The organism is Pantoea sp. Pa-EAmG, assembly GCF_030024295.1.
Taxonomy (GTDB): Bacteria; Pseudomonadota; Gammaproteobacteria; order Enterobacterales; family Enterobacteriaceae; genus Pantoea; species Pantoea dispersa.
Window position 1 is genome coordinate 1 of sequence record NZ_JASEWO010000151.1, and the last position, 11,393, is coordinate 11,393.

General features: G+C 55.2%; 10 protein-coding genes. All 10 read right to left on the reverse strand.

Going from position 1 to position 11,393, the window contains the following annotated elements:
- Window positions 1–184: 184 nt before the first annotated feature.
- Complete coding sequence (lpxD, locus tag QMM04_RS17355) at window positions 185–1,210, reverse strand: UDP-3-O-(3-hydroxymyristoyl)glucosamine N-acyltransferase (RefSeq protein WP_104094030.1); 1,026 nt, start codon at window positions 1,208–1,210, stop codon at window positions 185–187.
- Window positions 1,211–1,213: 3 nt separating this feature from the next.
- A complete protein-coding gene (skp, locus tag QMM04_RS17360) occupies window positions 1,214–1,711 on the reverse strand; it encodes a molecular chaperone Skp (RefSeq protein ID WP_021507482.1) in 498 nt (165 codons plus the stop codon).
- Between the two features lie 113 nt (window positions 1,712–1,824).
- Window positions 1,825–4,236: an outer membrane protein assembly factor BamA gene (gene bamA / locus QMM04_RS17365; RefSeq protein ID WP_021507483.1), complete on the reverse strand. Its 2,412-nt coding sequence runs from the start codon at window positions 4,234–4,236 to the stop codon at window positions 1,825–1,827.
- Window positions 4,237–4,287: 51 nt separating this feature from the next.
- Window positions 4,288–5,637 (reverse strand): sigma E protease regulator RseP, encoded by a 1,350-nt coding sequence (gene rseP / locus QMM04_RS17370; RefSeq protein ID WP_058759530.1) that lies wholly within the window; start codon window positions 5,635–5,637, stop codon window positions 4,288–4,290.
- A 12-nt stretch (window positions 5,638–5,649) separates the two neighbouring features.
- Window positions 5,650–6,507 carry a phosphatidate cytidylyltransferase gene (gene cdsA, locus QMM04_RS17375; protein WP_010616187.1) on the reverse strand — a complete coding sequence of 286 codons (858 nt, stop codon included), beginning with the start codon at window positions 6,505–6,507 and terminating at the stop codon, window positions 5,650–5,652.
- Window positions 6,508–6,525: 18 nt separating this feature from the next.
- Complete coding sequence (gene ispU, locus QMM04_RS17380; RefSeq protein WP_282996617.1) at window positions 6,526–7,278, reverse strand: (2E,6E)-farnesyl-diphosphate-specific ditrans,polycis-undecaprenyl-diphosphate synthase; 753 nt, start codon at window positions 7,276–7,278, stop codon at window positions 6,526–6,528.
- A gap of 165 nt (window positions 7,279–7,443) precedes the next feature.
- Window positions 7,444–8,646 (reverse strand): 1-deoxy-D-xylulose-5-phosphate reductoisomerase, encoded by a 1,203-nt coding sequence (gene ispC / locus QMM04_RS17385; protein WP_058774798.1) that lies wholly within the window; start codon window positions 8,644–8,646, stop codon window positions 7,444–7,446.
- Window positions 8,647–8,761: 115 nt separating this feature from the next.
- Window positions 8,762–9,319: a ribosome recycling factor gene (gene frr, locus QMM04_RS17390; RefSeq protein WP_021507488.1), complete on the reverse strand. Its 558-nt coding sequence runs from the start codon at window positions 9,317–9,319 to the stop codon at window positions 8,762–8,764.
- A 148-nt stretch (window positions 9,320–9,467) separates the two neighbouring features.
- Window positions 9,468–10,193: a UMP kinase gene (pyrH, locus tag QMM04_RS17395; protein ID WP_039331221.1), complete on the reverse strand. Its 726-nt coding sequence runs from the start codon at window positions 10,191–10,193 to the stop codon at window positions 9,468–9,470.
- 153 nt (window positions 10,194–10,346) lie between these two features.
- Window positions 10,347–11,198 (reverse strand): translation elongation factor Ts, encoded by an 852-nt coding sequence (gene tsf, locus QMM04_RS17400; protein WP_021507489.1) that lies wholly within the window; start codon window positions 11,196–11,198, stop codon window positions 10,347–10,349.
- Window positions 11,199–11,393: the final 195 nt, after the last annotated feature.

The following is an 11,393-nucleotide window of genomic DNA, read 5'->3' on the forward strand; positions in this document are numbered from 1 at the left end:
CTGTCCTAAAAAATCTGATGGCAACAATAACACGGCCTGCACCGATCAAAATGATCTTTCGCAGGCCGCAAATCAGTTCAGTGGCGTTTCGCTTACCATGATACCTGCTGCCGCACTCTGGTTAACCCCGAGGTGAAAGAAGGTACGCTGCTTTATTATGAAAGCGGGTAGAGCCGGGATGTGCTCAGTCGTCTTTGCCGACCTTGCGTTCGATGGCTTTTAAGCGTTTGCTCATGTCATCGATGTTCATCACCAGCGCTGCCGTTTTACGCCAGGTTTTGTTGGGTTGCAGCGGGATACCCGATGAGTATACCCCAGGCTCTGTGATGGGACGCATGACCATGCCCATGCCGGTTACCGTCACTTTGTCACAGATTTCCATATGGCCGTTAATGACGCTGGCTCCGCCAATCATACAGTAACGCCCAATCTTCAGACTACCCGCCATGATCACACCACCGGCAACCGCGGTGTTATCACCAATCACGACGTTGTGCGCAATCTGACACTGGTTGTCTATGATAACACCATTGCCGATCAGAGTGTTATCCAGCGCACCGCGATCGATCGTGGTACAGGCACCAATTTCTACCCGATCGCCAATCACCACGGTGCCCAGCTGAGGAATTTTCACCCAGTTGCCGCGGTCGTTAGCATAACCGAAACCATCGGCACCAATCACGGTGCCAGACTGAATCAGACAATCCTGACCAATCTGAGTTTCATGATAAACCGTAACGTTGGCCCACAGACGGGAACCACGGCCAATGCGCGTGCGCTTGCCGACAAAGCAGCCGGCGCCAATCACCACGTCATCACCCAGCTCAACGCCGGACTCGATGACCGCGTTAGCGCCCACCGAGACATTGTTCCCCAGCTTCGCGCTCGGATCGATCACGGCGCTGGGCGCGATATTTTGCGCGGGCTGCGGCGTGGTGTCCAGCAGTTGTGCCATACGGGCATAAGTCAGGTAAGGGTTTTTCACCACCAGCGCGGCGGTTTTACACCACTCCAGATCCGCTTCCGTCAGCACCACGGCTGAGGCCTGAACCTGTGCGAGCTGCTCGCGGTAGCGGCTGTTGGCAAGAAAAGTGATTTGACCAGGGGTGGCGGATTGCATAGAAGCAATGCCGGAGATGGCGATATCGCCATCTCCGTGCAATTCTGCATCCAACTGCTGGGCTAAATCAGCCAGTCGAATTGATGACATCGATTATTTAACCTGTTTCAGCACGTCAGCAGTAATGTCTTTCGCGTTAGAAGCATAGGCAACGGCATTGGCGTCGATTACCACGTCATACCCTTCGCTGTCCGCCACTTTCTTCACTGCGTCCTGAATACGGCTCAGCAGTTTGTTACGCTCTTCCATCTGACGACGGCGGTTATCCTGATCGAAAGCCTGCGCTTTCGTCGAGAATGCTTCGCGCTGTGACATGATGTCTTTTTCCATGCGGCTGCGGTCGCTGGCCTTCATGGTTGAACCATCACGCTGCAGTTTCTGCATTTTAGTCTGCAGATCGCGCTCCTGGCTCTGCAGCTCAGTGGCACGGCCCTTGAATTCGTTTTCCAGCTGTTTAGCAACGGTCGCACGTTGCGGTAACTGTTGGAAAATGCTGGACACGTTTACCACTGCAATTTTGTCAGCAGCCTGAACGCCCGCGGAAACCGCTAAAGCAAGACCCAGACCTGCGGCACACAACAACTTTTTCACTATAAACTCCTTACCATCAACGTTTGTGTCAGCGACACAGTGTTGGCATCGTCCGGCTCCCGTCTGGCGCCGGCGCGATGCCGTACTACGACTCTGCTTCCGTGCTCAGAACCTTACCAGGTTTTACCGATGTTAAACTGGAACTGTTCTGCTTTGTCTCCCTCGACTTTTTTCACTGGCTGTGCGTAGGAGAACACCAGTGGTCCAAGTGGCGACATCCACTGCAGCGCAAGACCGGCAGAGACGCGAATGTTGTTCGGGTCGCTGTAGTCCGGAATGCCCGCCGCGCGGGTTTCCGCGGTGTTCTGCCACTTGGTATCCCAGACGGTACCGGCATCCATAAATACCGAGGTACGTACTGAGTTTGCATATTTTTCGCTCAGGAACGGCGTTGGCGTAATCAGCTCAAGGCTGGCGATCGCCATGGCGTTACCGCCCACCGCATCGTCAGACTTACAGATGCCGTCCGGATCGGTCAGATTACAGCTCGACGAACGATCGTTCAGGTAAGCAGCTTTCGGACCAATGGTGTTGGACTGGAAGCCACGCACAGTGCTGGAACCACCGGCGTAGAAGTTCTCATAGAACGGCATCTCTTTGCCACCGAGTCCGTCACCGTAGCCAACACGGCCACGACCCAGCACCACCCAGGTACCATCACGGTTCAGCGGCACGTACTGCTGGGTGTCCAGCGTCGCTTTATAGAACGAGTTATCAGAGCCCGGAATGGTCACTTTACCGTTCAGGTTGGTACGGTTACCGCGCGTCGGGAAGAAACCACGATCGAGCGTGTTGTACGTCCAGCCGTAGTTGAAGGTGAAGTCATCCGCAGAGAAATCACCGTCATCATTCAGCCCCTGATGACGACCCACCGAGTCAAGGTAACGCCACATCGCCACCTGCGGACGCATGTTGGACAGGTCATTGTGCACATAACCTAAGCCAACGCGCAGCGTGTTGTTTTCGTTAACCGGGAAGCCGAGCGTACCGTCCACACCGTAACTTTTGTTGGTGTAGTCGGAGAGATCAGCATCATCCGCTTTAAAGTCGTTGTAGAAGAGGCGGCCGCCGAGGCTCACACCGTCCACCGTGAAGTACGGATCGGTGAGTGAGAATTCTGCGTAAGTCTGGTAGTCGTTCTTGGTACCGCTGATGCCGACGGTATTACCGGTGCCGAGCCAGTTCTCCTGGGTCACGCCGACCTGGAAGCTGACGCCACTCTCCGTACCGTAACCCACACCAAAGTTGAAGGTACCGGTGTTACGCTCTTTAACTTTGTAAACCACGTCAACCTGGTCTGGCGAGCCCGGAACGCGCTGGGTATCAACGTCCACGGTTTCGAAGTAACCGGTACGGTTCAGGCGCTCTTTGCCCTGATCGACGAGGTCGCTGCCCAGCCATGCGCCTTCCATCTGACGCATTTCGCGGCGCAGTACGGCATCTTTCGAGGTGTCGTTACCTTCAAAACGCACTTTACGCACGTAGTAACGGTTACCGGCATCAACGTTGATGTGCAGCTTAACGGTTTTATCCGCATCGTTGATTTCCGGCTGCGTCACCACGCGTGGATAGGCGTAGCCATAACGGCCCAGCAGCTTCTTAATGTCATCTTCCATCTGGGTGACTTTGGTGCCGTTATATAGCTCACCGTTAGGAATCTGCGTCAGGTGCTCAATTTCCGCCGAGTGGCCCGCCATGCTGCCGTTGACGATCACGCCGGCAATCTTGTACTGATCGCCTTCGGTGATGTTGACGGTGATGTAGATGCCTTTCTTGTCCGGCGTCAGGCTCACCTGCGTGGAATCAATATTGAAACGCGCATAACCGCGATCCAGATAGAAGCTGCGCAGGGTTTCGAGATCGCCCGCCAGTTTCTGCTTCTGGTATTTACGATCGCCCACCACGTTCCACCACGGCACTTCATCGCGCAGCTGGAAGCGGGAGATCAGTTCGTCTGAGCTGAACGCTTTGTTGCCGACAATGTTGATCTGCTGGATCTTGGCCGAGACGCCTTCCTGGAAGACGAATTTCAGATCGACACGGTTACGCGGCAGCGGCGTCGCGATGGCTTTGACGCTGGCGGTATATTTACCGACGCTGTAGTAAAAGTCCTCCAGCCCCTTCTCGATGGAAGAGAGCGTGGTGCGGTCAAGCGCTTCGCCAACGCGCACACCGGAGGCCTCAAGGTTCTCCTTCAGCTGATCCTCTTTCACCGCTTTGTTACCGGAGAAGGTGATGCTGGCAATGGTCGGACGTTCCTTCACCTGAACAATCAGGGTGGTGCCGTCACGCAGAACCTGGACATCTTCAAAGTTACCGGTAGCGAACAGTGAGCGAATGGTGTTTCTGATGTCATCATCATTCACCGTATCACCGACGCGTACCGGCATGCTGAGCAGAGCCGCGCCGACGGCGACTCGCTGTAGACCTTCGAAATGAATGTCCTTCACTACGAAATCGTCTGCACCGTAAACGGTGGCGCTGCTAAACAGCAGCGACGCTATGAGCAACTTTTTCATCGCCATCGTTGTTATGCGTTTTCCTAACACATCCCGCGCCTGTCTGCGTTCCAGCTATTACAGGCGTGAGAAATCATTGAAAAGTGCAAGCCCCATTAATAACACCAGCAGTATTGAGCCAATGCGATAACTGAAGTCCTGAACTCGCTCGGACACCGGTCCACCTTTGATCTTTTCGATCGCCAGAAAGAGCAGATGTCCACCATCTAAAACCGGCAGAGGGAACAGATTGATGATCCCTAAGTTGACGCTAATCAGCGCGAGGAACATCAGGTAATAAATCACCCCATATTCAGCTGATAATCCGGCACCCTGCGCAATCGAAATTGGCCCGCTCAGGTTATTCAGCTTGACGTCCCCGGTTATCAACTTGCCCAGCATCGAAACCGTCAGCTTCATCAGTTGCCAGGTTTTGACACCGGCTTCACCAATCGCGGCGAAAGGTCCGTACTGTTTTACCGTTTTGTACTCATCCGGCAGCGGGATCACACGCGGGATCACCCCGGCAAAACCTTCCGCTGCGTTACCCGGTTTCGCTTCCGGCGTTAGCGTCAGCGTTAACGGTTCACCGTTACGCTCAACCTCCAGCGCCATGTTTTTGCCGGGATTATCCCGAACCTGAGCCGCAAAAACCTGCCATTGCGTTAATGGCTGACCATCGACTTTAACGATCCTGTCGCCGGCTTGCAAACCGGCAGCACTTGCCGGTGAACGCGCCTGCACTTCTGCCAGCGTGGTTTCGATTTGCGGCCCGCGCGGTCGAATACCTAAAGCGACCACCGGGTCCTGTTTGTCCGGTTCAAATTGCCAGTCACGCAGATTGAGCTGCTTCTGCTGCGTCGCCTGCTGACCAAACTGTGACACGGTCAGCGTGGCACTGCTGTCGCCGATTTTACCGATCAGCGCCAGGCGCACAGCATCCCAGTCAGGCGTTTCGATACCGTCAACCGCTTTAAGTTCCATGCCGGAGGTAATTTGCGCTTCTGCCGCGACGGAACCGCTCATAATTTCGCCGACCACCGGGCGAACACCCGGCACCCCATGGATGAACACCACCCAGTAGGCAAACACGGCAAAAATGAAATTTGCGATGGGACCGGCGGCAATGATTGAGGCACGCTGCAGCACGGTTTTATTGTTGAAGGCCTGATGACGCAGCTCAGCGGGCACGCTCTCTACGCGCTCGTCGAGCATTTTGACGTAGCCACCGAGCGGAATCAGCGCGATCACGTATTCCGTGCCCTGGCGGTCAGTGCGACGCCACAGGGCTTTGCCGAAACCGATCGAGAAGCGTTCTACTTTGACACCGCAGCGACGCGCCACCCAGAAGTGGCCGAACTCGTGCACCGTAATCAGCACGCCGAGCGCCACGATAAAGGCGACAAAACTCCAGAGTATGCTCAACATCGTCGCTTATCCTCAGAGGGTGCGGAACACCAGCAGCAGCAGGCAGGCAAATACCGGCACCGCGGCTGTCAGGCTATCAATGCGATCGAGGATACCACCGTGCCCCGGAATCAGGTTACCGCTGTCTTTGATACCGGCTTCACGTTTGAACATACTTTCCGTGAGATCGCCCAGCACGGAGGCCAGCGTGGCAATCACGGCGCAGATAATCAGCGTGCCCGGCGCCACCGATAGCGGGGCCAGCAGCGCAAACAGCCAGGCGATAATCGCCGATGACAGCAGTCCGCCAAAGAAGCCTTCCCAGGTTTTGCCCGGCGAGACTTTCGGCGCCAGCTTATGCTTGCCGAACAGACGACCAAACATGTAAGCACCGGAATCCGCGCCCCAGACGAGGAACATCACGAACAGCAGCCACCAGGCGCCGGCGAAATGGTCGGTGTCATAGTGATACTGGCGCAGCGCCATCATGCCCCAGAAGAACGGCACCACGGTCAGCACGCCAAACAGCAGGCGCAGCGGACGCGATGCGCGCCACAGCGCAGCGGAGGCCGGATAAAACAGCACGAGAAACAGCGCGACAATCCACCAGCCCAGCGAGGCCCAGAGCGAGCTCTCCATCTGGAACTGGTGCAGATTACGTTGATAGGGTTGCAGGGTGAACAGCATCACCGCCAGCAGCAGGCCGCATAGCACCGCCAGCCAGATACGCTGCTGACGCGTTGCCATCCCCGCCAGCTGCCCCCACTCCCAGGCGGCAAGCATGCAGATGATGATGGTGGTAATCGCAAAACCGGACAGCGGCAACCAAAACAGAGCAGCGATCACCAGCGGAATCAGAATAAACGCGGTGATCAGACGAGACTTCAGCAAAGGTTACCCCCAGATTGCTCAGGCGCCGCCTGGTGCCGCGCCGCCAAAGCGTCGCTCCCGCGAAGAGAATGCATTCAGTGCACCTTCAAAAACGTGTTCATCAAAATCAGGCCAAAGAACATCGGTAAACCAAAACTCAGCATAGGCGATCTGCCACAGCAGGAAGTTGCTGATCCGATGCTCTCCCCCGGTCCTTATCACTAAATCCACCGGCGCTTGCTCCTGCATACACAGATGCGGAGCCAGACTTTCTTCAGTTATCTGGTCAGGACGTAGCAGTCCTTCCTGAACCTGTTCAGCCAGTTTTTTTACACCCTGGATAATATCCCAACGGCCGCCATAGTTGGCAGCAATGTTGAGGGTGAGTCCATCATTTTGCTGAGTCAGTTCCTCGGCGCGGCGAATGCGTTCCTGAATGCGGTTATTGAAACGGCTGATATCACCAATAATGCGCAGACGCACATTGTGCTTGTGCAGGCTTTTGACTTCGCTGTCGAGCGCCCAGACAAACAATTCCATTAAGGCCGTCACTTCCTGTACCGGTCGGCTCCAGTTTTCACTGCTGAACGCATAGAGCGTGAGCGCTTCCAGTTTATGGCTGACCGCAAAGCTGACGGCCCGGCGTACTGATTTTACCCCGGCTTTGTGGCCTGAAATACGCAGTTTGCCCTGATTTTTTGCCCAGCGACCATTACCATCCATAATGATGGCCACGTGACGTGGCGTGCAGTACGACTCGTCATCGATTGTGTTGTGATTGTTGGACGACATAACGCGTAATAATTCCTTTCATCAGAAATGCTGTGGTTTCTGAATACATTGCGCCTGCGGCAAACGCCGGAAACTTCACCGGATGACATCGAAACAATGTCGGGCCGTAAAACGCGAGCGAGCGACTATACCATTTTCACCCTGAGCGAACAAATAGCGCCACCATCAACCGGCTAAACGAAAGCGCGGCAGCAACGCCGTGGCCCGCACGCGTGCAATACGATCAATCTCCATCACGTCATCCACGCTGCCCGGCTCCTGACACTGCAGGGTTGCCAGCACTTCACTGTTGATGGCCGCGATATCGGTAAAGCGAATCTGATGCTGCAGAAATGCCGCTACCGCGACTTCATTGGCTGCGTTCAGCGTGGTGGTGGCCGCCTGTCCGGTTGCGCATGCATCGATTGCCAGCTTCAGGCAGGGATAGCGTGCGTAGTCCGGCTCAGCAAACGTCAGCGCCTTCATTCGGGTGAAATCAAGCGGCGTTACGCCTGCGGTAATACGTGCCGGCCAGGCCATGCTGTGGGCGATTGGCGTGCGCATATCGGGTGAACCCAGCTGTGCCAGCACGCTACCGTCGCAGTATCGCACCATGGAGTGAATCACCGACTGCGGATGCAGGATGACCTCCATTTGTGCGTCGGTGGCGTTAAACAGCCAGCGGGCTTCAATGTATTCAAGACCTTTATTCATCATGGTGGCCGAATCAACGGAGATTTTACGCCCCATTGACCAGTTCGGATGCGCACAGGCCTGATCTGGCGACATAGCGGCCAGCTCGGCTAATGGCGTGTCACGAAAAGGACCACCCGATCCCGTAAGGAGAATCGACTCGATGCCATTCTCCCGCAGATCAGCGTACCCCAACTGATGCTGTATGGAAGCGGGCAAACTCTGAAAAATGGCGTTGTGCTCGCTGTCAACCGGCAGCAACTGCGCCTGATGCTGGCGCACCGCCTCCATAAACAAACGGCCGCATGTGACAAGCGATTCTTTATTGGCAAGCAGGACGGTTTTGCCGGCGCGAATGGCGGCCAGCGTCGGTTGTAAACCGGAAGCGCCCACAATGGCGGCCATCACCTGATCGACCTCATCCAGCGCGGCCAGTTCGCAGGCGGCCTGAACGCCGGAGAGCACTTCCGTATCTATGTTGAGTGCTTTCAGTCGTTCACGCAGCGCCGCAGCGGAAGCGTCATCGGACATCGCCGCGTAGCGCGGTTTAAATTGCTGACACTGTTCGGCCATCAGCGCCACATTCTGACCTGCCACCAGCGCAGTCACCTGATAGCGCTCAGGATGCGCCGCCACTACCGCCAGCGTGCTGGTGCCAATTGAGCCGGTCGAACCCAGCAGAGTTAATCGCTTCATGGTGCTGTCCCTGTGAAGTCGTGGTGCGCGCCCGCGCGTACGCCGGGCACAATGTAAAACGCCGCCAGAGTCGTACTACGTCTCTGAACGGCGTTTTGTCAGGCAAATGACGGAATCAGAATTCCATCAGTTCCTTCTCTTTCTCGGCCAGCGCCGCATCAACGTGCTTGATGCGAACGTCGGTCATTTTCTGGATCTCGTCCTGCGAGCGACGTTCGTCGTCTTCGCTGATCTCTTTGTCTTTCAGCAGCGCCTTGATCTTGTCGTTCGCGTCACGGCGCACGTTGCGCACGGAAACACGGCCCTGCTCGGCTTCGCCACGCACAACCTTGATCAGATCTTTACGACGCTCTTCGGTCAGCGCAGGCAGTGGAACACGAATGTCGCTACCGGCTGAGCTTGGGTTGAGGCCGAGGTCAGAAGCCATGATAGCTTTCTCGACTGCCGGACCCATTGAGCGATCGAACACGTTGATTTTCAGCGTGCGTGAATCTTCAACGGTGACGCTGGCCAGCTGACGCAGCGGCGTTGGCGTACCGTAATATTCCACAACGATGCCGTCGAGCAGTGAAGGCGAAGCACGACCGGTGCGCACTTTGCTGATGGTGTTTTTGAATGCTTCCACGCATTTGTCCATGCGCGTTTCAGCATCTTTTTTAATATCGTTAATCACGTTGAAACCCTTGGATTCGGTTTGACCTGGCCACTTCCGGACGCAGCGGAACGGAAACGGTATCGATAAACATCGATCATCCTGAATGCTGCGCGACAGCAGTGCAGCGCGCCAACAGAATATACCTTATTTTATCCTGCGTCGGGTATTAATGCGTAATCAGGGTGCCTTCTTTTTCACCCATCACCACGCGACGCAGCGCGCCAGGCTTGTTCATATTGAAGACACGGATCGGCAGCTGATGGTCGCGCGCCAGTGTAAAGGCGGCCAGATCCATCACTTTCAGCTCTTTATCCAGTACTTCGCCATAAGACAGCTGCTCATACAGCGTAGCATCCGGGTTTTTCACCGGATCATCCGAGTAAACACCATCGACTTTAGTGGCTTTTAACACCACATCCGCTTCGATTTCAATGCCGCGCAGGCAAGCAGCAGAGTCGGTGGTAAAGAACGGGTTGCCCGTACCCGCGGCGAAGATCACCACGCGGTTGTTACGCAACAGGCTGATGGCTTCTGCCCAGCTGTAGTTATCACACACGCCATTCAGCGGAATCGCGGACATCAGTCGTGCGTTCACATACGCACGGTGCAATGCATCACGCATTGCCAGGCCGTTCATCACGGTTGCCAGCATACCCATATGGTCACCGACCACACGGTTCATACCTGCCTGTGCCAGGCCAGCGCCACGGAACAGGTTACCGCCACCAATAACCACACCCACCTGGATGCCCAGCTCAACCAGCTCTTTCACCTCTTGCGCCATACGGTCAAGCACGCTCGCGTCAATACCAAAACCTTCGGCACCTTGCAGTGCTTCGCCACTCAGTTTTAGCAGGATACGTTGATATACAGGTTTTGCGTTGGTCGCCATGGTCAATTCTTCCTGGAAGATAAGATGAATGAGAAGTTAAATCTGATCGATCATCCGCTTAGCGCGTGAGAAAAGCTATTGGGATGAGACTGAAAATTGCTGCGCCAAAACGCAGACAAAAAAGAACCGCCTCTCGGCGGTTCCTGCAAACCATTAAGACTGTTTGGACATGGCAGCAACTTCGGCTGCAAAGTCAGATTCGACTTTCTCAATGCCTTCGCCCACTTCGAAGCGGATGAAGTTGATCACGTCAGCGCCCTGCTCTTTCAGCGCCTGGCCAACAGTTTTGCTTGGGTCGATAACGAAAGCCTGACCGGTCAGAGAGACTTCGCCGGTGAATTTCTTCATGCGGCCTTCAACCATCTTCTCTGCGATCTCTTTTGGCTTGCCAGACTGCATCGCGATGTCCAGCTGAACCTGGTACTCTTTCTCAACCACGTCAGCAGAAACGTCTTCTGGTTTAACGAATTCAGGCTTGCTCGCTGCAACGTGCATCGCGATCTGTTTGATCAGATCTTCGTTAGCGCCTTTCGCTGAAACCAGAACGCCGATGCGCGCGCCGTGCAGGTAGCTACCCAGCTCTGCGCCTTCGAGGACAGCAACACGACGGATGTTGATGTTCTCACCGATTTTCGCAACCAGTGCCACGCGCTCTTCTTCGAACTGCGCTTTCAGAACTTCCACATCAGTCACTTTACCGGCAGCAGCAGCGTCCAGCACTTTGTCAGCAAAGGCCTGGAAACCGGCATCTTTTGCCACGAAGTCAGTCTGGCAGTTCACTTCCAGAATCACGCCATAGTCGCCAGCGATTTTGGTTTTGATCACGCCGTCAGCAGCCACGTTGCCTGCTTTCTTAGCAGCTTTGATCGCACCAGACTTACGCATGTTCTCGATCGCCAGCTCAATGTCGCCGTTCGCTTCGGTCAGCGCTTTTTTGCAGTCCATCATGCCTGCGCCAGTACGCTCGCGCAGTTCTTTTACCAGTGCAGCGGTAATTTCAGCCATTCCAGAATCCTCGATTCGTCTCGCAGTGCTTTCACACTGTCAGAAACTTGTTGCGGAAAATTTACTTGCCCCGCCAGCCCGAACAGGGTGCGTGACTAAGTGAGATAAATAAAGGGGCCTTCACGGCCCCTTAACAGATCACATCTGATGTCTAAGGGCTCTCAGAAAGAGCGAACCTTATTAAGCTTCAGCAGC

Bases quoted from the DNA above. Each gene is read 5' to 3' on its own strand.
- lpxD (WP_104094030.1), bottom strand. From the start codon at position 1,210: ATGTCATCAATTCGACTGGCTGATTTAGCCCAGCAGTTGGATGCAGAA.
- bamA (WP_021507483.1), bottom strand. From the start codon at position 4,236: ATGGCGATGAAAAAGTTGCTCATAGCGTCGCTGCTGTTTAGCAGCGCC.
- rseP (WP_058759530.1), bottom strand. From the start codon at position 5,637: ATGTTGAGCATACTCTGGAGTTTTGTCGCCTTTATCGTGGCGCTCGGC.
- ispU (WP_282996617.1), bottom strand. From the start codon at position 7,278: ATGTCGTCCAACAATCACAACACAATCGATGACGAGTCGTACTGCACG.
- ispC (WP_058774798.1), bottom strand. From the start codon at position 8,646: ATGAAGCGATTAACTCTGCTGGGTTCGACCGGCTCAATTGGCACCAGC.
- pyrH (WP_039331221.1), bottom strand. From the start codon at position 10,193: ATGGCGACCAACGCAAAACCTGTATATCAACGTATCCTGCTAAAACTG.
- tsf (WP_021507489.1), bottom strand. From the start codon at position 11,198: ATGGCTGAAATTACCGCTGCACTGGTAAAAGAACTGCGCGAGCGTACT.